This is a genomic window from Bacillus sp. EKM420B (genome assembly GCF_011065565.1).
GTDB lineage: Bacteria > Bacillota > Bacilli > Bacillales > Bacillaceae > Bacillus > Bacillus velezensis.
Map to the genome: position 1 here is coordinate 324,022 of NZ_JAAMNX010000001.1, position 23,005 is coordinate 347,026.

Below are 23,005 nucleotides of genomic sequence, written 5' to 3' on the forward strand. Positions count from 1 at the left end.
TATACTATTCACCGGCAGGCTTCGCAATGGAATATGAGAAAATAGCGTTTTAATAAATGATGAATGGGAAACAGACATATACGGAGGTGAACACAATGCAGAAAGAGGATATTCAAGTGCTTTATTTCGAAGATGACGGCCGCATTCCGAATAACCCGAATCTTCCGCTTGTTATTTATAAAGCGGTATTTAATGAAGAAACGGTACAGAAAGCAGAGTCCGTCCTCAGCCGGCACGATTGGTCGAACAGCTGGACGGGCGGAGTATTTCCGTATCATCATTTTCACAGCACCACGCACGAAGTTCTTGTCGCGGTAAAAGGAACCGCGGTTTTGAGGTTCGGCGGGGAACAAGGGGCGGACGCCGTTCTTCAAACGGGAGACGCAGCAGTCATTCCGGCCGGCACCGGACATAAAAAACTGTCGGGCAGTTCTGATTTTACCGTGATCGGAGCTTATCCGGGCGGCCGGCAGTACGATACAAAAACGGAGAAAAATGATAGAACTTCAGAAGAAATAGCCGTGTCCCGCTCCCGGAATGTGACCCCTTTACGGGAAAAACGGGCCCGCTTTTAAAACTGTGGGAAAAATGACAGGGGAAAAGCGGACGGTCTGTAAAAAAATAGCCTAAAAGAAACGTTATTACACCCCCGCCATATAAATAATTTCATAAACGAAACAATTCACGTTCAAATTTTGTTCAAAAAGTGTTATTATATAAGAGTAAATCAAATTGGGGTTTTTTATGTTTGCTATTTTCAGAGAGGAAAAAGAAATTTTGACTTATTCAATTGTTTTTGTTGATATAAAAATAATACTGGATATGGCAAAGTGAAAAACTGGGTAGTAAACATTTATTTTTGTAAATGATTGTGCATGAATTCACAATCTTGCTTTTTCATGCTTTTCTGCATGAAGGGGGAAAGGCTACCCTTTCCAAAAAAATCAGCATACTGCTTATAGTAAAGGAGAATCGGATATGCCAGAAACAATCGATCAAACAAATGCATCTGTCAGCCAAGGCCAACGCGATCTTATTGATCAGCTGCTAAAACCTGAAGTTCAAGAATCACTGACTGTTTTAGTGGATCAGCTTCCAAAACTGACTGAGTTAGTAAATATTTTAACGAAGTCTTATGATTTTGCACAGTCTGTAGCGACAGACGAAGTATTGAAGAGCGATACAGTGGGTGCGCTTACAGAAATTCTTGAGCCGGTGAAAGAAACAGCGAAAGAAGTTGCGGCTACTGCGATCGAAGCAAAAGACCGCGCGGATGCAAGCAATGAAACGATCGGACTTTTCGGCCTGCTGCGCATGCTGAAAGATCCTCAAGCTCAAAAGCTGTTCCGTTTTGCTAACAGCTATCTTGAAATCATGAACGAAAAACAAAAATAATCTCAGATTCAAATTGATATAAAGGACGGAGGATATACGATGTCAAAACATATTGTCATTTTAGGCGCTGGTTACGGCGGAGTTCTTTCTGCTTTAACCGTTCGCAAACATTACAGTAAAGATGAAGCACGCGTAACCGTTGTGAACAAATACCCGACTCACCAAATCATTACGGAACTGCACCGCCTTGCAGCCGGCAACGTGTCTGAACAGGCTGTTGCTATGCCGCTTGAAAAACTTCTGAAAGGAAAAGACGTCGACATTAAAATCGCAGAAGTCAATTCTTTCTCAGTTGATAAGAAAGAAGTTGCCCTTTCTGACGGTTCTAAGCTGACTTATGACGCGCTTGTTGTCGGACTTGGTTCTGTTACGGCTTATTTCGGCATTCCTGGACTTGAAGAAAACAGCATGGTGCTGAAATCTGCTGCTGATGCCAACAAAGTATACAAACACGTGGAAGACCGGGTGCGTGAATACTCTAAAACGAAAAACGAAGCTGATGCAACAATCCTTATCGGCGGCGGCGGCTTAACAGGCGTCGAGCTTGTCGGTGAACTTGCTGACATCATGCCGAACCTTACGAAAAAATACGGCGTAGATCCGAAAGAAATCAAACTGAAATTAGTAGAAGCAGGTCCGAAAATTCTTCCTGTTCTTCCTGATGACCTTATCGAACGCGCGACAAAAAGCCTTGAAAAACGCGGCGTTGAGTTCTTAACAGGTCTTCCTGTTACAAATGTTGAAGGAAACGTTATTGATCTGAAAGACGGTTCAAAAGTCGTTGCCAACACATTTGTATGGACAGGCGGCGTACAAGGCAACCCGTTAGTCGGCGAATCCGGCCTTGAAGTGAACCGCGGCCGTGCGACGGTTAACGATTTCTTACAATCTACTTCTCACGAAGATGTATTCGTTGTCGGAGACAGCGCTGTATACTTTGCGCCGGACGGCCGTCCGTACCCGCCGACAGCGCAAATCGCTTGGCAGATGGGTGAACTTGTCGGTTACAACCTGTTCGCTTACTTAGAAGGAAAAACGCTTGAAACATTCAAGCCTGTAAACTCTGGTACGCTTGCAAGCCTCGGACGTAAAGACGCGGTTGCCATCATCGGAGCGAACTCTACTCCGCTGAAAGGCCTTCCGGCATCTTTAATGAAAGAAGCAAGTAACGTACGTTATTTAACACATATCAAAGGATTATTCAGCCTCGCTTACTAATCCTTAAGATCACACAGAAGACATTGCCGGACTTTTCTCGGCAATGTCTTTTTTTGCATGAAAATGTTAACGGATGCAATTTTCTGAAAAATAAAATAAAAATGATTGATATGTGAGAAAGAGGAAGCTAAAATAAAAAAGAACGATTTTGTTAACGTTAACATTTTTTAAGAGGGAGGATGAGAGTGTGAAAGCTTTTATGGGTGATGACTTTTTACTGGATAGTAAAACGGCCGTAAAGCTGTACCGGGAATACGCTGAAAACATGCCGATCATTGATTATCACTGTCACTTAAGCCCAAAGGAAATCTATGAAAATAAAACCTTCGCAACCATTACGGAGGCATGGCTTTACGGTGATCACTACAAGTGGCGGATTATGAGGGCCAACGGCATTGAAGAGCGCTGCATTACCGGAAACGCTTCAGATGAAGAGAAGTTTTTCGCCTGGGCAAAAACGGTGCCGATGGCGATAGGCAATCCGCTGTACAGCTGGACGCATTTAGAGCTGCAGCGCTGGTTCGGCATTTATGACGTATTGAATGAAAAAACGGCCGCGGCAATTTGGAAAAAAACGAATGAGCTCCTGCAGGGAGACGGGTTTGGCGCAAGGGATCTCATTCTGAAATCAAATGTCAAAGTCATTTGCACAACCGACGATCCTGCCGATGCGCTGACATACCACGAACTGTTGAAAGAAAGTGATTTTCCGGTTCAAGTGCTGCCCGGATTTCGGCCTGACAAAGGACTGGACATCAGCAGCCCGGGTTTTGCCGATTGGGTCCGTTCGCTGGAGAGCGCTTCCGGAATGGCTGTCACCACCTACCAATCGTATTTAGATGCGTTAGAGTCCCGCGTCCGCTTTTTTCACAATGCCGGAGGAAGAGTGTCGGATCATGCATTAGATCAAATGGTTTATGCCGAGACGACCGAAGAGGAAGCGGCCCGGATTTTTGCCGCGGGATTAAGCGGAGAGCATGTGTCTTTTGAAGATGAAAAGAAATTCAAAACACGGACGCTGCAATATCTTTGCGGTCTTTATGCCGAACTGGACTGGGCGATGCAGTTCCATATTAACGCGTTAAGAAATACCAATACAAATAAGTTCAGCAGCCTCGGTCCTGATACGGGATATGACTCAATTAATGATGAACGTATCGCAAAGCCGCTTGCCCGGCTGTTAGATTCCGCCGAAAAAAAGCGGCAATTGCCTAAAACGATTTTGTATTCTTTGAATCCGAATGACAACTATATTATCGCCAGCATGATCAACAGCTTTCAGGATGGGAAAACACCGGGGAAAATTCAATTCGGCACAGCCTGGTGGTTCAATGACACGAAAGATGGAATGCTCCAGCAAATGAAAGCGTTATCAAATATGGGCCTGTTCAGCCGTTTTATCGGGATGCTGACGGATTCAAGAAGTTTCCTGTCCTATTCCCGCCATGAATACTTCAGGCGGCTTGTCTGCACGCTGATCGGCGGCTGGGCGGAACAAGGCGAAGCGCCCTGCGATATGGAGCTTTTAGGGAGGATTGTCGAGGGAATTTGTTACCGGAATGCTGAGGAATATTTCCGCTTTTAAAAAATGGAATGAAAGAGGTGGCCTATGAGTAATGTGCCTGTCGTGACAGCACCTGCCGCAAAAGTGAAGGAGCATAAGCTGAGTCTGAAAGAAAAAGTATCCTATGGTTTCGGAGATTTTGGGAACGGATTTATGTTTGATCTCGGGCAGATCTATTTGCTGAAGTTTTTCACAGATGTCGCAGGCATTCCGGCAGCGTTCGCCGGCAGTATTTTTTTGGTCAGCAAGCTGTTTGCGGCTTTGACTGATCCGATTGTCGGCTCGGCCATTGACTACAGAAAAAAGATCGGACCCCGGGGGAAATTCAGGCCGTACTTATTATTCGGAAGTATTATTCTTGCGGTCATGACCGTATTGATTTTTGTGTCACCGGACGTGAGCGTCACCTGGAAGCTTGTGTACGCCTATGCTTCTTACATGCTGTGGGGGGTCGCTTATTCTTTCGTCAATATTCCGTACGGCTCCCTCGGTGCAGCCATTACACAGGATGCGGAGGACAGAACGGCGCTTTCCGCATTCCGCCAGATCGGCTCTCTCGGCGCGCTGCTCATTACAAGTGTCATCGTCATCCCGATTCTCGTTCATTTTGATAACGTTCACATCGGCTACCCGGCAGTCATGGGAATGATGGCCGTAATCGGAATCGCGGGATTTATGATCTGCTACCGAAACTGCAAAGAAAGAATTATCGTCCGTGAAGCGCCGAAAGAAAAGCTGTCCGTCATGTCGGTTTTCAAATGCTTTATCGGCAACAAACCGCTTCTGACCGTCGTTTTCATGACGATTTTCTCAATATCGGCATATAACATTAAATCCGCTATGCTTGTTTACTTCGCCCAGTACAATCTCAACAATGCGGAGCTGATGTCCTACATGAGTTTTATCATCATCGGCTCTTCATTTTTAGGTGTGTTGTTTATGCCGAAACTCGTCAAACGCTTCGGAAAAAAGCAAACGGTGATGATCGGTTTTGCCGTCAGCGCCGCGGCTGATGCGCTGAATTTCTGTCTCCCGTCAAATGTATATATCTTCACGGCGTTAGCGAGCATTGCTTTTATCGGGATCAGCATACCAAACGGCATTACGTGGGCGCTTGTGTCGGACATTATTGATTACGGAGAGTGGAAGACGGGTGAACGGAAGGAGGCGACGACATATTCGCTTTTTAACTTCTCCAGAAAACTCGCCCAATCTTTATCAGGTTTTCTTTCAGGCATCGGGCTGAGCGTTATCGGCTATATCCCGAATGCTTCTCAGACAAAAGGCACGTTAATCGGGATTAAAGGGCTTCTGCTGCTGTACCCGGCTTTCGCTTTAGCGTGCGCCATGCTGATTATCGGTTTAATGTATAAACTGACGGACCGGCAGCATGCCGAGCTCGTTCAGGACTTACATCATGCAAAACCTCAACTTTAGTGATTTTATGGACTGTCCGTTAATGGTACAATAGAAATAAATGACAGCATACAGAAAGAAAGGAAAAACGATGGTAACCATAAAAGATATCGCAAAACTCGCCAACGTATCCCACACAACCGTATCCCGGGCACTTAACGGCAGCCCCTACATTAAAGAGCATACAAAACAGAAAATATTAGAGCTCGCTTCACAGCTGAATTACACACCGAATGTAAATGCAAAAAGCCTTGCCATGCAAAAGTCCCATACGATCGGACTGTTTTTTACAAGCATCACCAACGGAACCTCACACAGCTTTTTTTCCGATACCATCAAAGGTGTAAACCGCACAATCAGTGAGGAATACAATTTGTTCGTCCGCGCGATTGACGATCTGAAAAGCTTTGAAACCATTACGCCCATGAGATATGACGGAATCATTTTAATGAGCCAAAGCGACAGTGATAATTCATTTATTTATCATATCCGTGAGAAAAACATCCCGCTCGTCGTGCTGAACCGGGACATTGATGACCGGAGCATCACGAATATCCTGTCAAACGATAAAGAAGGCTCCAGACAGGCGGTCGACTGCCTGATCGCAAACGGACACAGAGATATCGCGATCATTGAGGGAAAGGAAGGATTCAGGTCAGCTTCTCAGCGGAAAGAAGGCTATTTGACATCTTTAATTGATCATTCTATCCCGATTAAGCATGAATACAGTGTAAAAGGCCGCTATGATATGGAAAGCGGCAGTCAGGCGATGGAAAAACTCTTGGCGCTTCAATCACCGCCTACGGCTGTTTTTTGTTCAAACGATGATATGGCGATCGGGGCGATGAATACCATTTTCGCCAAAGGCCTGAACGTTCCGGAAGATATATCCGTTATCGGGTTTGATGACATCGGCATTTCTCAATACATGACACCGAGGCTTTCGACAGTAAAACGCCCGGTTGAAAAAATCAGCATACTCGGCGCAGAGAAGATTTTGGCGCTTATCACCGACCCGGATACGGCGGCGGAAAAAATATACGAAAACACCGAGGTGATGATAAGAGACTCAATTAAAAAACTCACATAACAGCCCGTCTGAATATCCGGGTTTTCGTACGGGGGAATGTTAACGTGTGCATAAATGCAGAAGGAGGCGGACAGCTTGCGGCAGCTGAATAAAAAGATGTGCGGTGAATACATTCAATATCCTGAAAAAGTCCTTCAGTTCGGCGAAGGCAACTTTTTGCGGGCCTTCGCTGACTGGCAGATCGATCAATTGAATCGATTGACGGATTTTAACGGAAGCGTTGTCGCCGTACAGCCGAGAGGCTCTGAGAAAATCAAACGTTTAAACGAGCAGGACGGTTTATTTACGCTTTTTTTGCAGGGGATAAAGGACGGACAACCGGCTGAAGAACACACGATCGTCAAATCCATCAGCCGCGGCATTGATCTTTTTTCTGACTATGATTCCTTTAAACGGCTGGCAGCACAAGAGGATCTTCGTTTTATCATCTCCAATACGACAGAAGCGGGAATTACGTTTGAGAAAGGCGACCGGCTTGAGGATAGACCTCAAAAAACATTCCCCGGGAAATTAGCGGCGTTCCTTTATTTCCGCTATAAGGCATTTGCGGGTGACGCCGAGAAAGGGTGCATTGTGCTTCCATGTGAACTGGTCGAAGAAAACGGACGGAAACTGAAGGCGGCCGTGCTTCAATATGCCGGGCTGTGGGAGCTGGAGCCTGAGTTTACTCAATGGATTCATGACGCGAACATCTTCTGCAATACTCTCGTGGATCGGATTGTTCCCGGATTTCCCGTTGATACCGCGGAAGAACTTACCGATTTTCTCGGATACGAAGACCGTCTGCTTGTGGTCGGTGAGCATTATTATTTGTGGGTGATAGAAGGGCCGGAACAGCTTCAGAATGAGCTTCCTTTTGCTGATGCCGGGCTGAACGCACTGATCACGTCTGACCTTACGCCTTACAGGACAAAAAAGGTGAGAATCTTAAACGGCGCTCACACGGCATTGGCGCCAGTGGCTTTATTATACGGACTGCAAACCGTCCGGGAAGCGGCTGAGCACGGGGTGACGGGCAGATTCATCGAAGAGCTGATCAATGAAGAAATCCTTCCCGTGCTGCAAATGGAGGGTGTCACCCAGTATGCGGCAGATGTGTTACACCGGTTTAAAAACCCTTATATCCAACATTATCTGCAAAGCATCACCCTTAACGCCGCCGCGAAATTCAAAACAAGAAACCTGCCGACGCTGAAGGCTTATATCGAACAGGAGGGACGGCTTCCTGAGAGGCTGGTGTTTTCATTCAGCGCCATGATCTATTCATACTGGAACGGGCCGAACAAACCGGCAGACGGCAAGGAGGTTCTGAACCGTTTTCAAATGGCGCGGTCCCGTTGCAAAGATGATATGTTTCAAGCGGCATTTACTATATTAGGAGAAGAGCGACTGTGGGGAAAGAATCTGAACCATCTTCCGGGACTGACTGAACGAACGGCTTTTTTTCTCTCTGTCATTCATAAGCGGGGGATGAAGCATGCGTTACATGAATGCTGCGGCAATAAATAAGGGGGAAGTGAAATGAAAGAGGTCATAAAAATCCATAAAAACGATAACGTGCTTCTCGCTATGCGCCATTTTAACAAAGGGGAGCGGCTGCATACAGACGGACTGACGATTGAAGTGAAGGACCCTGTAAAGCGGGGGCATAAAATCGCGCTGCAAACCATTGAAGAAAACGGCAGCATCATTAAATACGGTTTTTCGATCGGGCGTGCGACAAGGCGGATTTCGGCCGGCGAGCATATTCATACCCATAATCTGCAAACGAATTTATCCGATGTGCAAGAATACACGTATTCACCGCGCTTCGAGGACAATCCTTTTACAAATGAGAACCGGACATTTCAAGGCTACAAAAGAGAAAATGGTACATCCGGCGTTCGGAATGAACTGTGGATCGTGCCTACAGTCGGCTGCGTAAACGGCGTCGCTGAGAAAATCCTGCAGCGCTTCGTAAAAGAGGCGAAAGACATTGCGCCCTTTGACAATGTGCTGGTTTTAAAGCACCAATACGGCTGCTCCCAGCTTGGCGATGATCATGAGAATACGAAACAAATGCTGATAAACGCCATCCGTCATCCAAATGCGGGCGGTGTGTTGGTTTTAGGGCTCGGCTGTGAAAATAATGAGCTGGCGGCGATTAAGGAAACGCTTTCTGAAGTGAACGGAGATCGGGTGAAATTTCTCGAATCACAGGCTGTCACAGATGAAATTGAAGCGGGAACAGCGCTTCTTAAAGAGATACACCTTGCGGCAAAGGGAGATAAACGTGAGGAGATTCCGCTGTCAGAATTGAGCATCGGATTGAAATGCGGCGGATCGGACGGTTTTTCCGGCATCACCGCAAACCCTTTATTAGGGAGATTTTCAGATTACTTGATTGCACAGGGAGGGAGCACGGTCTTAACGGAGGTGCCTGAGATGTTCGGCGCTGAGACGATTCTCATGCAGCGTGCGGCGAGTGAAGAAGTGTTTCATAAAACAGTCCGATTGATCAATGATTTCAAGCAATATTTTATGAAGCACGAGCAGCCGATTTATGAAAACCCGTCACCAGGGAATAAGGAAGGCGGCATTTCAACGCTCGAAGACAAGTCGCTCGGCTGCACCCAAAAAGCCGGTCTTGCACCGGTTTCTGATGTGCTGACATACGGTGAAACACTGAAAACAAAGGGATTGACACTGCTCAGTGCGCCCGGCAATGATTTAATCGCTTCTTCGGCGCTCGCTGCGGCGGGCTGTCACCTCGTGTTGTTTACAACCGGAAGAGGCACGCCGTTCGGCACATTTGTCCCGACTGTGAAAATATCAACAAATACCGATTTATTTCAATCAAAACCTCATTGGATTGATTACAACGCGGGGAGATTGGCGGAAGACGAAACAACAGAAGATCACATTGTAAGAGATTTTATTCAATACATTATTAACGTTGCAAGCGGACAATTCGTCAATAACGAAAAAAACGATTTTCGGGAGCTTGCAATCTTTAAGTCCGGTGTGACGTTATAAGAGAAAAGGCGATCTGACAACAGACCGCCTTTTTTAGATTAATTTTATCCCGCTGATTAAAATAATCGCCGCCATCACAAACTGCAGCGGGCGCGGTGAGAATTTCGGCGAAAAGAAGCTGCCGAGAAGCACACCCGGCACAGAGCCGATCAACAGATTCAATACAAGCAGGTAATCGACGCTTCCGAAGCTTGCGTTTAACAGACCGGCAACAGTTACGAGCAGAAAGGCATGTGCGATATCCGTTCCCACCACTTCTGCCGTTTTCATTCTGAACAGGTATAACATGGCGATCGCAAATAATGAGCCGGACCCAATAGATGTCAGGCCGACGATGAAGCCGAAAATGACGCCGATCAGTATCATGAGTGTCCGCTTTTCTTCAAGTGTTTTTTGCTGCCAGCGGTTCGGCCGCAGTTTTTTATCGAAAAAAAGGCGGGCGATAATGGAAATAGCGACAAGGGTCAGCACGTAGCCGAGAGCCTGTTTGATAATCTGCTCCTGATGCTGGTGAAAAGCGGGAAACAAGTGAAGAACACCGATGGCGGCTGTTGCGCTGGGAATGCTCCCGAGCGCCAAGTAGCCGACAAGTTTAAATTGAACGGTGCGCTGCTTCCAATGAGAAACGACACCGAACAGTTTGGTGATGGAATTATATAAAAGGTCAGTGCCGACGGCGATTGAGGGGTTGATCCCCAAAACGATCAGTAAAGGAGTCAAAAGCGCCGCTCCTCCCACACCCGTCAATCCGACCAGCGTTCCGACAAAGAAACCCATAAACACAATGCTTACAGTCATCTGTGTGCCTCCCGAATAATCCTACTATTTTTATCAGATTATATATGATTAAGAGGCGGTAATCAATTAAATTTTCGGAAAATTTTATACAGAACAAAAAAATCCGCCTGCCTGCTGTTATTTCGCAGATCGGCGGATGATGGCCGGATTATGATTTTTGCTGATAAAACGGAAGTTCCGTGTGGCCCATTTCTCTGACATACACGAAAAGATTGCCTTTATGATGAATTTCATGCTCCATGGCAAGCTGAAGGAGAGCCGCGCCGGTTATTTTTCTGCCGAAAGAGGCAGTCAGGTCAATTTCGCGGTTCAGCTGCTCTTCAGTCAGCTGTGACAGGATGTTTGTCGTTTTTTCAGTACATGCTTCAGCCAGTTTGACGAGGTCTGTTTCCGCTTCTTCTTTCGGTTTGTTCTGGATAGCTGATCCGTTTCCGTCGTTAATGACGTTTGCAAACATAAGAAAAGAATAAACGATGTGTTTTACAAGTTCCTGAGCGGACATTGATGTCTCTGCCGGCTTGTAGTCGTAATGCTCGCGGCTGATTTTTTCCGCCAGCTCAATCGTCACGTTTCGATGTGACAGAAAGTGGCTGACCAATTGATTTTGTGCTGTCATGTGAAAACCCCCATTTAATACAGAATAAAAGCTGCAAGGATATGCTATATCAACGGCACGGAAGAAACAAGCAATAAGCTTGTGATGAAGATAAATCGTTGCGGATATCCGAAATTCGACAATTGCGGTCTTTTTGCGTTCTTCTTTTTCTAGCAATTATGATAAAATATGACATATCTCGGTCATTCCAAAAGGGGGGATTTATTGAGGATGAAGCAGACTATTCCGTCCTCTTTTGTCGGGCTCAAAATTAATGAATGGTATACCCATATCCGGCAGTTTCACGTCCTTGAGGCGGAGCGCGTCAAACGTGAAGTAGAGAGAGAGATTGAGGATATGGAAGAAGATCAGGATCTGCTGCTGTATTATTCATTAATGGAATTCAGACACCGCGTCATGCTGGATTACATCAAGCCCTTAAAGGAGGACCCTTCTCAGCCTGAGTTTTCAGAATTATTGGAAGACATTGAAGGCAACCAGTATAAACTGACAGGACTGCTTGATTACTACTTTAATTTTTTTCGAGGAATGTACGAATTTAAACAGAAAATGTTCCTAAACGCCATGATGTATTACAAACGGGCTGAAAAAAACCTTGCACTCGTTTCTGATGACATCGAGAAAGCTGAGTTTGCTTTTAAAATGGCCGAGATTTTTTACAACCTGAAACAAACCTACGTCTCCATGAGTTATGCCGTTCAAGCCCTTGAAACGTACCAATCGTATGAGACGTACAACGTCCGCAGAATCCAATGTGAATTCGTTATTGCAGGGAATTATGATGACATGCAGTATCCAGAAAGAGCATTGCCCCACTTAGAACTTGCTTTAGATCTTGCAAAACAAGAAGGCAATCCCCGTCTTATCAGTTCAGCCTTATATAATCTCGGAAACTGTTACGAAAAAATGGGAGACCTCTCTAAAGCAGCCGAATATTTTGAGACATCCGTTTCCATTTGCAGGTCAGAAAAGTTCGATAATCTTCCGCATTCTATTTACTCATTAACACAGGTTCTTTATAAACAGAACACTACAGCCGAAGCAGAGAAGCAATATCGCCTCGGGCTCAGTATCGCCCGCGAATACAATGATGAATTGTTTGTCAATCTGTTCCAATTTTTGCATGCGTTATACGGCAAGGAAATGGATAACGCATCCGTCAGGCACACGTTTGATTTTCTGGAAGAACACATGCTGTATCCGTATGTGGAAGAATTGGCGCATGACGCTGCCAAATTTTACATGAAACACGGACAGCCTGAAAAAGCGCTCACGTTTTATGAAAAAATGGTGCACGCCCAAAAACAAATCCAGAGAGGAGATTGTCTATATGAAATCTAAACTGTTGTCAGGATTGCTGCTTGTTGCTGTCGGGTTCAGCTTTACACAGGTGATCGGCCATGAAAGCCATTTGGAAAACCAAGCGGACGGCACATTCCATATTGCCGCGCGCAACCAAACATAACATAAAGACCCTTCTTTGGAAGGGTCTTATTTTTTGCATGCGTATCCATTCCATTTTTATCCGAATGCAGGGTCTATATACTCAGTTATCTGTCCTACGAATGCCACCTATTGATGAAAAAGGCATAAGGAGAGATGAAGAGTGGGGATTGAAGTGAAAAAACGGCTCGTATCGGCTGATAAATATGCGTTAAAATGTCCGAATCCGATGACGCCGGAGTATATTACCATTCATAACACGGCAAACGACGCATCCGCCGCTAATGAAATCAGCTATATGACGGGAAACAGCGAATCAACGAGCTATCATTTTGCGGTTGATGACAAAGAAGTGATCCAGGGAATTCCGTTGGACCGGAATGCCTGGCATTCGGGAGACGGCACGAACGGTACCGGAAACCGAAAGTCGATTGCTATAGAAATCTGTTACAGCAAGTCAGGCGGCGAACGGTACAGAGCCGCAGAAGAACTGGCGATTGCATTTGCGGCGCAGCTTTTGAAAGAACGGGGCTGGGGGATTGACAGGATCAGAAAGCATCAGGACTGGAACGGAAAGTACTGCCCGCACCGCATTTTGTCTGAAGGCCGCTGGGATGAAGTGAAGGCGAAGATTGAAAAGAAATTAAGCGGAAGTATGACGGCGAAAAAAGCCTCTATTTCTTCTTCCGCGTCTGAGTACCATGTGAAAAAAGGCGACACCTTATCGGAAATCGCCGCATCGCACGGTGTCAGCGTAAAATCGCTGCAAAGCATCAACCATATCACCGATCCGAATCACATTACAGTCGGACAAGTGATCAAGCTCGCTCAGACGGGTTCTTCTTCAAAAAGTCAGGCTGTGTCTTCCTATCCGCTTCCATCCGGTGTGATCAAAGTGACGAAACCGCTGACGAAAGGGACAAACGTAAAACAAGTGCAAAACGCTTTATCCGCTCTTTATTTTTATCCCGATAAAGGAGCAAAAAATCATGGGGCGGACGGCGTTTACGGCCCGAAAACGGCAAATGCCGTAAAACGTTTTCAATCCGTCAGCGGATTAACGGCAGACGGAATTTACGGCCCGAAAACGAAGGCGAAAATTGAAGAAAAACTGTAATCAAGAAAACGGAAGCTCCCCGGGCTTCCGTTTTCTTCTTACATACAAACTGCGGCAAGGGCCTTTTGAATATCATAAATGCTTTCATCTTTTTTAAACTGCTTTGAGACAGCGGGAAGTTCCGCGCCTGAAATCCAAATTTTCAGCTCTGAATCAAGGTCAAAGCGGCCGGCGGTTTCTACGCTGAATCTGGAAATGCTCTTGTACGGAATGGATTGAATCTCCGTTTTCTTCCCCGTGAGTCCCTGTTTATCAACAAGAATAAGACGCTTATCCGTAAAGACAATGATATCTCGGACAAGCTTAAATGCGGCATTGACATTCTCGCCTTCCAGCAAAATACGGGCCAGTTCTGATTTTGCTTCAGCCGTCGATATTGTCGACGCATTGCCCAGCAATCCGTTGATGAACCCCATAATATCTCCCCCTGATACGTATTCTATCAAATCATACTATAAAAAGGTTTCCATTCCCAGATGATTAGAGTAAACTGGTGCTGACTGGAAAAGGAGAGCATGTTACACATGAAAGATAGATATGACAATTTCGCAGCCCTTTCTGCTGCTGAATCGGAATACAGAATTATTTATGAAGAAAAAGAGGGAAGTAAATGTATCGTCCTCGCACCCCACGGCGGCAGGATTGAGCCGGGTGTCAGTGAGCTGGTGCAGGCATTTTCTGACCAAAGCTCAATTTATTTATTTGAAGGGACGAAGCGGTGCGATAACCGTTCTCTCCACTTGACAAGCACACGCTTTGACGAGCCTCTGGCTTTAGAAAAAGTGACCGCCCATCATTACGCATTGGCTTTTCACGGGTATCATGATCTGAAAAAGGCAAATACACTCGTCGGGGGCGCGGATCTGGAAAAAGCAAGACTGATTTGTGATCTGCTGCGTGAAGCGGGGTTTGATGCCGAGCTGACAGAGAAGAATGATCGGCTGGCAGGTGTAAATCCCGGCAACATTGTCAATCGGACAAAAAGGAAAATGGGGCTGCAATTGGAAGTGAGCACGGCGCAGAGACACGCGCTGTTCAGCAATTTTGGCTGCCGGGGAGAAAAATATACGCCAACCGATCTGTTTTTTCGGTATGTAGAAACCGTGAAGGCCGGTTTTTATGATAAATGAACAGGGGCCCGTTCTTACATTCACTGGAGCTAGGCGGCGCAAGAAGTGCTTGGCGGGCAGCACGGTGATTACAGCGTCATGATGCAAAAACCTTTCCTCCGATGTCAAAATGATGACATTCTGCCGGCTGCGTTCTAAGCCGGCGGAGAATCGCTAATTTTCAATAAAATACGGCGTTTTTTCTTCAGCGGCATGCAAGTGTGTCTGTCCGCTTCCATAATACACATTCGGCCGCTTGTCGGATAACAGACAAGCGAGCCGCTTCTGAAATTGAATACCTGCTTTACGCCGTTCAAACAGCTCGAGCCTTTTTTCCGCAAATGATGCCGTCACCCGGAAAGCGGCTGCGATTAAAATAACGGCGTGGCTCCTCCGCTGGGGCAGCTCCATGTTTAACAGCATAAAGGTCGGCACACAGAAGTGGTACATAAAATGGTTGGCCTGAAATTCCTGCAGTTCCCTGAACAGCTTGTTCATATGAAAATGGTTCCCGGTATGCTTCAGCACATGGCACAGTTCGTGCGCAAAATCCTGCCATTGCTCTTCGGGTGACTTTTTTTGATTCAGGACGATGCTGTACATGCCGTCCCGCTTCAGCATCATACTGTGCGTATCTTCAAAATGAATCCAAATGTCAAGCTCCTTGGCAATCATCTGCATATCAATATGGAGAGGGGCGGTCATTCCCATGCGGCAATATAAGTTTTTGACGTATTCCTCAAGATGTGTTAAAAAATCGCCCAATTGAATACACCCTTTCGAACATATGTTCTTTTTTAAGCGAGAAAGAAAAGCCCTGATCGGACTTTGAATCAATTCCCTTTTCTTTTAAAAATAAACATTCAGCTTTTATATCGGCTGAACGTTAAGCAGTTTAAAGGAAAAGAGCGGATTATTTATGTTTCGGCCTGCGGTTTTTCTCTTTTTCTTTTAAATAATTAATGAATTCAATGGCCTGCTGCTTGCTTTCCGGGGAAAAGTCCTGCATGTCCCGATATGCGATCTGCAGGTCGGGATCGGCAAACATGTCTTCATCTGAAGGTTCTTTTCCGGTTAACAAATAATCAGTCGACACTTTGAAATAATCCGCAAGCTTTTGCAGCGTGTCGTAATCGGGTTCAGATCGGCCGTTTTCATAATGAGAATATCTGGCGCGCGAGACACCGATATGATTTGCGACTTCTTCCTGCGTTTTCTTACCTCTGAGACTCTTTAATCTTCCGCCTATCATCCGAAATGACCTCTCTTTTTTCAACACCCTAAGTTACTTATGATTATAGATACAAAATGTATCAAAAGAAAGAGATGATAAAAAAAGTATCAAAAAGGTCTTGATGATACGAAATGTATCGTATATAATCAACATCATAGGGATACAAAATGTATCAAAATACGATAAGAAATTGATCAGGAGGGTGAGAGATGCAGCCGATAATCATCCGTTTCAGCAGCAATCCGGCTGACCAGAGATGTTTAGGAAAAGCAGGCGGTTCGATATCTTTTACCGCTTGCGGACTACCGGTATTCCGATTTGATAACCGATTGCAGTATGAACGCTATATAGGTCTGAAGAAAAATGGAGATGTCCCTTATGAATCGTAAAAGCTACCCGTTTTTCATCTATTCCGGATTATTGAATTCAGAACATTATGACAAAATAGGGTCCGCCATTTGGCTGTTTTTATGGTTCATCAGCTCAACGACAAAGGAACATGTAAAAGACGGCGTAAAGTGGGGGATCGTCCTCGGACATAAGCCCGTAAAAGCAAGAGAAATGGCCGATGTATTCGCGGTCAGCGAAAAAACCGTCAGGCGGTGGCTCGAGAGCTTGGAACAGCATGAGTATATCAAAACCGTCCGCGCCCCTTACGGACTCATCGTCTCCGTAAAGCACTCGAAAAGATTCACGCCGAAAAAGACATTGACCCGCCCGGAAGTTACAGACCGGACAATATCGGCGGATCACCGGGACAAAAATGTCCGGAGAGAAATAGATATAACAAAAAATCATACTGCTGAAGAAGCGATTAACGACATTGCCGCCCATTTTATCAGATTAAGGTCTGCACAGGAGGGGCGGAGCGTATACCCGTCGCCCCGGGATTATCAGGCCATCGCCCGTATTGTTTCCCTCGGTGCATCAGCACAAGAAGCAATCAAATGGCTCGGCGAATGCTTTACCGCTTTTGAACAGCGGCGCACCTCTTCAGCTGAAACGATCAAGGCTTTCAGCTATTGCGCCAAGTTTATGGAAGACCGCTTGAATGCACGAATTGCGGGAAGGACAATCACAACAAAAAAAGAGAGGAATACGATACATGACAAAACGAACGATCGAGCAGATTCTTGCAGACCTGAAAAACGGAAAACGTCCATTACTGGCGGACAGACCGGAAGAATCAGACAAAAGCCGCTTTGACTGCCCGCTCTGTAAAGATCAGGGCGGTTATCTCAAAAACCAGCTGGGAATGGATGTGTGGGTCAAGTGCCGCTGCGCCGCCGAACGAAAAGTGGAACGCATTCTCGGCGCAAGTGAGATTACAGATGCCTTTCGGAAGCTGGATTTCAAAGGATTTATCACGCGGGGCAAGCCTCAGGCAGTCGTCGACGCATATGAGTGCGCCCTTGAATATGTTGAGAACTTCGACAAGATGAAAAACTGCCGGAAAAACAGCATTGCCCTTTTAGGGCGTCCGGGGTCGGGAAAAACCCATCTTTTGACCGCTCTCAGCAATTATGTCATGAGACAGAAGCAGACACCGGTGCTGTATTTTCCTTTTGTGGAGGGCTTTACGGATTTAAAAAATGATTTTGATCTGCTTGATGCAAAGCTTGGCCGTATGAAACAGGCGGATGTGCTTTTTATTGACGATCTGTTCAAACCGCTGAACGGAAAACCCCGGGCGACCGATTGGCAGATTGAACAAATGTATGCCGTCGTGAATTACCGCTATTTAAATCATAAGCCGGTTCTTATCTCGAGCGAGCTGGCTTGTGACGGATTGGTGCAGGTTGATGAAGCCTTGGGCACAAGAATTTATGAGATGTGCAGCGATTATTTAGTCATCATTAATGGCAATTCATTTGACGTAAACCACAGATTAGAGGGGGCGAGATAATGTGTAAGCTGTGCGGGCCGAAGAAGGTCATTGTGACGGAAACGGGTTTCGGCGCTGTCTTTCACCCTTGCCCGAACTGCAAAACAGGCACTGATTTAACGCCGGTCATTAAACGGCTTGAACGAATGGTTCAAGACGCAAAAGCGAGGCTTGATGCACGTGTGTAAATATATCAAATGGCTTTTTTGCCTGCTGTTCAGGGCGAAACGGATAGAAAAGCAAATTGAAGCATGGCATGAGGCTGATGGAAAGTGAGGATCACCATTGCAAGAAAAACACAGCCCCGCTCCATGGCGGGCCGTACACAGCGGAGAAGAAAAACCCATTTACATTTATTCCGCTTACAGCGAAGCGGATAAAGAGAAGTTCCCTTATTCAAACGGAAGGCTCATCGCGGCCGTTTTCAACTTAAGTTCATACTCACAGCAGATCAACGCGGCATTGATGGCGAAAGCCCCGGAACTCTTTGAGGCGGCTGAAACGGCTCTCCGCCTGCTCCGAGGAGAAAGTTCTGAAGAAAAAGAAGCGTTCATAAATGAGCTCGGAAGCCTCATACATGAAGTGAACATTTTGAAAAAGACGGAGGACGTAAAACATGAATCCTAAAAAACTGACTGACATTGAACATACAACATTAAAAAGCCAGCTGGAAGAAGGCAAGGTTCGGGTGATTATAGTAGACGGACTGAAGAAGGAAGCATGGCTCGCCGAAGCGCCGGAGCACGGCAAAACGCTTGTCGAAACGCGAAAAGGGGATCTGGCCCGGGTCGAATATGAAATCGGCTTTAAATTGAATTAATCGAAAAAAACAGAATACGTCCAAGACGGAAAGCCTGCGGACACTGATCAATCGCGCACATGCTGCGCATTGGTTGGTGTCCTTTTTTTGTTCCGAAAAAGAGGAGGATCTACATGGAAGACTTACTATTTGACTATAAACGCACGCTGAAAGAGACGAAAAAGTGGTACAAGCAGCTGGAGGCAGCCGATGAAACGGTGCTTACTTCAGAAGAACTGAAAGATAAAAAAATCATCAGAACGATTATTACAGATTTGGAGTATGTCATCGAATGGCTTGAAAAAGGCCGGCAGCCCGGCATAAGAAGAGCGATAGACCGCAGAGACGCTTATCAGAGAATGCTCATTAAAGATCCGAGAATCATAGAAACCTATTCGCAGGCGCTGATGTTTGAACCGTCCGCAAATGTGACTGAAGAAGACAGAATCAGACTGCGGGACGCATTAGCCGTTTTAACGGATAGAGAAAAAGAAATGCTGCTGCTCCACAAAGCGGAATGCTTTTCGTATGAACGGATCGCCGCCTTGCTGAATGTAAAGAAATCAACCGTACAAACGACGGTCAAACGGGCGCTTCTGAAAATTCAAAAACAGCAGGAACAAAGAAATCAATCGCCTGCTTCATAAGTTGTCATACGTTTGCCACCTAGAAGTGAACAGACGATCACAAAAAGCGGCCCGATTAGAAGCCGCTTTTTATTATAGACAATCATGTCGGAGGTGGCGGTGATGCCGTAGCATGAAAAACGCAAAAAGAGAACAGGCATTTACAATCTATCAGTCTCATAAAGGCCGCATCACAAATCGCGCCCTTGCCGGCAAATCAGGTGTATCCGCAAGAACGATCGGCAGATGGAAAAAAGAAGGGCGCTGGGACGAGGCGCTCAATAAGAATGCGGAAAGCGGCGGAAAAAACACCCCGGGCGAAGGTGATGAGTTAAACGAACGCCAGCGGCTGTTTTGTCTTTATTATGTGAAAAGCTTTAACGCCACCCAATCTGCGATAAAAGCCGGGTATTCACCGGAAAGCGCGCATGTGACGGGAAGCAGGCTGTTAAAAAACGAAAAAGTCGCTAAAGAAATCAGCCGCATGAAAAAGGAAATGGTCAATAAAGTGTTTGTCGAAGCGATGGACGTTCTTCAAGTCTATGTGAAAATCGCTTTCGCCGACATTACCGATTATGTAACCTTCGGAAAAAAAGAGGTTCAGGCCTTCGGAAAATCAGGGCCGCTCTTTGACGAAAATGATAATCCGATTATGCAGGAGATCAGCTACGTTGACGTTAAAGATTCGCACCTTCTGGACGGAACCATCGTCACGGAAGCAAAACTCGGGAAAGAAGGCATTGCAATAAAGCTTGCCGACAAGATGAAGGCTCTTGAAAAGCTGTCTTTGTACTTTGATCTTTTCCCCGATCAATTTAAACAAAAAATCGAAAATGAAAAATTAAAGCTGGCTCAGCAGAAGATGGAAAAAACAGAAGACAGCCAAAAGCCGATTGACATTGTCATTACGCGGAAAGAGGAACGGACATGATTGAAAAAGCGGTCAACCCGCGCTTTGAAGATTATTTGTTCAATTGGAATGAAACGTACCAATTTCTCGTCGGAGGCTACGGCTCGTCAAAAAGCTATCATACCGCGCTGAAAATCATCCTCAAGCTGCTTCGTGAAAAGCGGACGGCCCTTGTCGTGCGGGAAGTTTTCGATACGCACAGAGATTCTACTTTTGCCTTGTTTGAGGACATTATCGAAGAGCTTGAGCTGGGACATGCCGTAAAGGCCGTTTCTTCGCCGATGCAGCTGAGATTTTCAAACGGAAGCCGGATTATGTTTAAAGGGATGGACAACCCGGCCAAATTGAAATCCATTCATCATATTTCACTGATTTGGATTGAAGAATGCTCTGAAGTGAAGTATGAAGGCTTTAAGGAGCTGATCGGCCGTCTGCGTCATCCCGAGCTTTCGCTTCATATGATATGCACCACAAATCCCGTCGGCACCTCCAATTGGACGTATCGGCATTTTTTTCGTGATGAGCAAAACAAACGGTTCGTATTGGATGATCAGACGCTGTATGAAAAAGGCACCGTCGTTAAGGGAGATACGTATTATCACCATTCCACAGCGTGCGATAATCTGTTTTTGCCGAAAAGCTATATTAAGCAGCTGGACAGCTTACGGCATTACGATCCTGACTTGTACCGGATCGCCCGCAAAGGACGGTTCGGCGTCAACGGCATCCGCGTGTTTCCGCAGTTTCAGGTCATGGAGCACAACGAAGTAACGGAGCGGATTGCTTCCATCAGGCGCCCCCTGTTTCGGACCGGCATGGATTTCGGTTTTGAAGAGTCATACAATGCGGTCATCCGGCTAGCCGTCGATCCGGATCATAAAGATCTTTATATTTTCTGGGAGTATTACAAAAACAAAATGACCGATGATCAGACAGCTGAGGAGCTTCAAGAATTGGCGGATCAAAAAGAGCTGATCAAAGCGGATTCGGCTGAGCCGAAAAGCATCCAATATTTCCGCAGGCAGGGATTTTGCATGGTCGCGGCCAAAAAGTTTCCGGGCTCAAGACTTCAGTATACAAAAAAGCTGAAACGGTTCAAACATATCTATTGCTCAGACAGCTGTGAAAATACGATCCGCGAATTGCAGAACTTAACGTACGCAAAAAACAAAAATGGCGCTCTGTCGGAAGATGAGTTTTCAATTGATCCCCACACACTTTCAGCCATTTGGTATGCGCTGGATGACTATGACGCGGCGGATCTGAAAGATGCATCACAAAAACGGAGACGTCCGAATCGGGAAAGGAGGAGATAGGCGTTGCCGAACTATCAAAACGTTAGAGCCACCGTCTTTAAATCAAAAATGGCCGCGCCGCAGGCAAGGCAGATGAACGAAGATCAATTTGCCGATCTGTACGGCGAAGACATCATTTCACCGCCCTATAATCTCATTGAACTGAAAACAATCGCCGAATACTCGACGATTCTTCAGCAGTGCATTGACGCGTATCGGGTCAATATTACGGGTTTTGGGTTCGACGTGGAATATACCTTTGATGTAAATAGCCCAGATTGCTCACCGTCTAAAAAGGCCCGGGCCGAAAAAAACTGGATGAAGCTGGAGAGCTTTTACAAATGTCTTCATTTTGATGAATCGGCCGAGACGGTCCTCGGATATGCGATAGAAGACCGCGAAAAAACGGGCAACGGTTTTCTCGAAGTGCTTCGGGACGGCGCGGGAAAACCGGCGGGGATTGAATATCTGGATGTGAAACATATGCGCGTCTGCGGTGTGACTGATCCCGTTGAAGTTACATTTTCATATGAAGAAAACGGCGCATCCAAAACGATTAAAAGGCAAAAACGGTTCCGTAAATATGTTCAGATGCTGAACGGACGGAAAGTGTTTTTTAAGGAATACGGCGATCCCCGCATGATGGACATGAGAACCGGTGAATACGTAAAGACCCTGTCTGAAGAATACCGGGCAAATGAAGCCATTCACTTAAAAATCGGCAGCGGCACTTACGGCATTCCGCGCTGGGTCGGCAATATCGTCAATCTGTACGGCGCCCGGAAAGCGGAAGAACTGAATTTTATGTATTTCAAGCAGGGCCGTCACGTGCCGGCCGCCATTACGGTTGAAAACGGCATGCTGTCAGAAACCTCGTACAAAGAGCTTCAGGATTATATGAATGACCTGGAAGGGGTGGAAAACGCCCACAAATTTCTGCTGATTGAGGCGGAAGGGATTGCGAAGGAAAAAGACCTTCACGGAGGCGAAGACATTACGCCCGTGTCTGTGGAAATTAAATCACTTGCGGAAATTCTGCAGGATGATGCGCTGTTTCTTGAATATGACGACAAAAGCAGAAATAAACTCCGTTCCGCTTTCCGTCTCCCGCCGCTTTATACGGGCGAGGCGCAGGAATACAACAAAGCCACAGCCGATACGGCACGGAAAATCACGGAGGAGCAGGTGTTTCAGCCGGAGCGGAAAACGCTGATTAATAAGCTCAACACGTTATTTTTGCCTGAACTGGGTCTCCACGATGTACAGCTCACATTAAAAGGGCCTGATTTTCGCGATCCGCTTGAAATTGCGAAGGTGCTTACGCCATTTATTTCCGCCGGCGCGGTCTCTCCTAATGACCTCCGTGATCTGGCGGGAAGAGTGCTCGGCAAGACGCTTGAGGAATGGCCTGAAGAGTACTACAGCCGGCCGGTGCTGAAAGGGAAAAAGGAGCAATCCTGAAAGGGGGTGAAAAC

The 23,005-nt window shown here is 46.1% G+C and carries 26 protein-coding genes and 1 pseudogene; 22 read left to right on the top strand and 5 right to left on the bottom strand.

Annotated features, from left to right (window positions below):
* Positions 1-95 precede the first annotated feature (95 nt).
* The 8 genes and pseudogenes from G9F48_RS01790 to G9F48_RS01825 all read left to right on the top strand — a co-directional run bounded on the left by G9F48_RS01790 (position 96) and on the right by G9F48_RS01825 (position 9,698).
* Positions 96-592 (top strand): annotated as a pseudogene (locus G9F48_RS01790) (cupin domain-containing protein).
* A 386-nt stretch (positions 593-978) separates the two neighbouring features.
* Positions 979-1,395 (top strand): DUF1641 domain-containing protein, encoded by a 417-nt coding sequence (locus G9F48_RS01795; protein ID WP_003154908.1) that lies wholly within the window; start codon positions 979-981, stop codon positions 1,393-1,395.
* 39 nt (positions 1,396-1,434) lie between these two features.
* Positions 1,435-2,613, top strand: a complete 1,179-nt coding sequence (locus G9F48_RS01800) for an NAD(P)/FAD-dependent oxidoreductase (protein ID WP_003154907.1) — start codon at positions 1,435-1,437, stop codon at positions 2,611-2,613.
* Between the two features lie 187 nt (positions 2,614-2,800).
* A complete protein-coding gene (gene uxaC, locus G9F48_RS01805; protein WP_165408934.1) occupies positions 2,801-4,198 on the top strand; it encodes a glucuronate isomerase in 1,398 nt (465 codons plus the stop codon).
* Positions 4,199-4,222: 24 nt separating this feature from the next.
* Complete coding sequence (locus tag G9F48_RS01810) at positions 4,223-5,614, top strand: MFS transporter (protein WP_049589350.1); 1,392 nt, start codon at positions 4,223-4,225, stop codon at positions 5,612-5,614.
* Positions 5,615-5,684: 70 nt separating this feature from the next.
* Entirely contained in the window at positions 5,685-6,683 is a 999-nt protein-coding gene (locus G9F48_RS01815; protein ID WP_003154904.1) for a LacI family DNA-binding transcriptional regulator, read from the top strand.
* 75 nt (positions 6,684-6,758) lie between these two features.
* Positions 6,759-8,192, top strand: coding sequence for a tagaturonate reductase (locus G9F48_RS01820; RefSeq protein WP_165408935.1), 1,434 nt, complete (start codon positions 6,759-6,761; stop codon positions 8,190-8,192).
* A 12-nt stretch (positions 8,193-8,204) separates the two neighbouring features.
* Positions 8,205-9,698, top strand: a complete 1,494-nt coding sequence (locus tag G9F48_RS01825; protein WP_165408936.1) for a UxaA family hydrolase — start codon at positions 8,205-8,207, stop codon at positions 9,696-9,698.
* A 33-nt stretch (positions 9,699-9,731) separates the two neighbouring features.
* Here G9F48_RS01825 and G9F48_RS01830 read toward each other — a convergent pair whose 3' ends face one another.
* Both G9F48_RS01830 and G9F48_RS01835 read right to left on the bottom strand, forming a co-directional pair.
* Positions 9,732-10,496 (bottom strand): sulfite exporter TauE/SafE family protein, encoded by a 765-nt coding sequence (locus G9F48_RS01830; RefSeq protein ID WP_003154887.1) that lies wholly within the window; start codon positions 10,494-10,496, stop codon positions 9,732-9,734.
* A 148-nt stretch (positions 10,497-10,644) separates the two neighbouring features.
* Complete coding sequence (locus G9F48_RS01835) at positions 10,645-11,112, bottom strand: DinB family protein (protein ID WP_017417598.1); 468 nt, start codon at positions 11,110-11,112, stop codon at positions 10,645-10,647.
* A 204-nt stretch (positions 11,113-11,316) separates the two neighbouring features.
* Between G9F48_RS01835 and G9F48_RS01840 the strand changes: the two genes are divergently transcribed.
* The 3 genes from G9F48_RS01840 (at position 11,317) to G9F48_RS01850 (ending at position 13,672) form a co-directional block, all read left to right on the top strand.
* Positions 11,317-12,453 (top strand): Rap family tetratricopeptide repeat protein, encoded by a 1,137-nt coding sequence (locus G9F48_RS01840; protein WP_087920760.1) that lies wholly within the window; start codon positions 11,317-11,319, stop codon positions 12,451-12,453.
* Entirely contained in the window at positions 12,443-12,577 is a 135-nt protein-coding gene (locus G9F48_RS01845; protein ID WP_003154881.1) for a PhrA family phosphatase inhibitor, read from the top strand. The genes G9F48_RS01840 and G9F48_RS01845 overlap by 11 nt, the downstream gene beginning before the upstream one ends.
* A 141-nt stretch (positions 12,578-12,718) precedes the next feature.
* A complete protein-coding gene (locus G9F48_RS01850) occupies positions 12,719-13,672 on the top strand; it encodes an N-acetylmuramoyl-L-alanine amidase (RefSeq protein WP_165408937.1) in 954 nt (317 codons plus the stop codon).
* A gap of 38 nt (positions 13,673-13,710) precedes the next feature.
* Here G9F48_RS01850 and G9F48_RS01855 read toward each other — a convergent pair whose 3' ends face one another.
* On the bottom strand, positions 13,711-14,088 hold the full coding sequence (locus G9F48_RS01855; protein WP_003154878.1) for a PH domain-containing protein: 378 nt from the start codon (positions 14,086-14,088) through the stop codon (positions 13,711-13,713).
* 108 nt (positions 14,089-14,196) lie between these two features.
* On the opposite strand from G9F48_RS01855, the gene G9F48_RS01860 reads away from it, so the two are divergent.
* Complete coding sequence (locus tag G9F48_RS01860; RefSeq protein WP_032858666.1) at positions 14,197-14,802, top strand: poly-gamma-glutamate hydrolase family protein; 606 nt, start codon at positions 14,197-14,199, stop codon at positions 14,800-14,802.
* A 153-nt stretch (positions 14,803-14,955) separates the two neighbouring features.
* Here G9F48_RS01860 and G9F48_RS01865 read toward each other — a convergent pair whose 3' ends face one another.
* Both G9F48_RS01865 and xre read right to left on the bottom strand, forming a co-directional pair.
* Complete coding sequence (locus G9F48_RS01865) at positions 14,956-15,546, bottom strand: ImmA/IrrE family metallo-endopeptidase (RefSeq protein ID WP_003154873.1); 591 nt, start codon at positions 15,544-15,546, stop codon at positions 14,956-14,958.
* A gap of 148 nt (positions 15,547-15,694) precedes the next feature.
* A complete protein-coding gene (gene xre, locus G9F48_RS01870) occupies positions 15,695-16,033 on the bottom strand; it encodes an HTH-type transcriptional regulator Xre (RefSeq protein ID WP_003154871.1) in 339 nt (112 codons plus the stop codon).
* 191 nt (positions 16,034-16,224) lie between these two features.
* Here xre and G9F48_RS01875 point away from each other — a divergent pair, with 191 nt between their 5' ends.
* From G9F48_RS01875 to G9F48_RS01920, 10 genes are all read left to right on the top strand, one after another.
* The gene (locus tag G9F48_RS01875; RefSeq protein ID WP_033574556.1) at positions 16,225-16,404 is read left to right on the top strand and encodes a hypothetical protein; all 180 of its coding nucleotides are present in this window, start codon (positions 16,225-16,227) and stop codon (positions 16,402-16,404) included.
* On the top strand, positions 16,394-17,221 hold the full coding sequence (locus tag G9F48_RS01880) for a phage portal protein (protein ID WP_165408938.1): 828 nt from the start codon (positions 16,394-16,396) through the stop codon (positions 17,219-17,221). The genes G9F48_RS01875 and G9F48_RS01880 overlap by 11 nt, the downstream gene beginning before the upstream one ends.
* The gene (locus tag G9F48_RS01885) at positions 17,121-17,921 is read left to right on the top strand and encodes an ATP-binding protein (protein WP_032861409.1); all 801 of its coding nucleotides are present in this window, start codon (positions 17,121-17,123) and stop codon (positions 17,919-17,921) included. The genes G9F48_RS01880 and G9F48_RS01885 overlap by 101 nt, the downstream gene beginning before the upstream one ends.
* Positions 17,921-18,088: a hypothetical protein gene (locus tag G9F48_RS01890; protein ID WP_003154863.1), complete on the top strand. Its 168-nt coding sequence runs from the start codon at positions 17,921-17,923 to the stop codon at positions 18,086-18,088. The genes G9F48_RS01885 and G9F48_RS01890 overlap by 1 nt, the downstream gene beginning before the upstream one ends.
* A 97-nt stretch (positions 18,089-18,185) precedes the next feature.
* Positions 18,186-18,527, top strand: coding sequence for a hypothetical protein (locus G9F48_RS01895; RefSeq protein WP_015239676.1), 342 nt, complete (start codon positions 18,186-18,188; stop codon positions 18,525-18,527).
* Positions 18,517-18,720, top strand: coding sequence for an XtrA/YqaO family protein (locus G9F48_RS01900; protein WP_003154859.1), 204 nt, complete (start codon positions 18,517-18,519; stop codon positions 18,718-18,720). The genes G9F48_RS01895 and G9F48_RS01900 overlap by 11 nt, the downstream gene beginning before the upstream one ends.
* Before the next feature lie 113 nt (positions 18,721-18,833).
* Positions 18,834-19,346: a sigma-70 family RNA polymerase sigma factor gene (locus G9F48_RS01905; RefSeq protein ID WP_025851821.1), complete on the top strand. Its 513-nt coding sequence runs from the start codon at positions 18,834-18,836 to the stop codon at positions 19,344-19,346.
* A 112-nt stretch (positions 19,347-19,458) separates the two neighbouring features.
* Positions 19,459-20,256 (top strand): terminase small subunit, encoded by a 798-nt coding sequence (locus G9F48_RS01910; RefSeq protein WP_165408939.1) that lies wholly within the window; start codon positions 19,459-19,461, stop codon positions 20,254-20,256.
* On the top strand, positions 20,253-21,551 hold the full coding sequence (locus tag G9F48_RS01915) for a PBSX family phage terminase large subunit (RefSeq protein ID WP_052585744.1): 1,299 nt from the start codon (positions 20,253-20,255) through the stop codon (positions 21,549-21,551). The genes G9F48_RS01910 and G9F48_RS01915 overlap by 4 nt, the downstream gene beginning before the upstream one ends.
* 48 nt (positions 21,552-21,599) lie before the next feature.
* Positions 21,600-22,991, top strand: a complete 1,392-nt coding sequence (locus tag G9F48_RS01920; protein ID WP_088005490.1) for a phage portal protein — start codon at positions 21,600-21,602, stop codon at positions 22,989-22,991.
* Positions 22,992-23,005 lie beyond the last annotated feature (14 nt).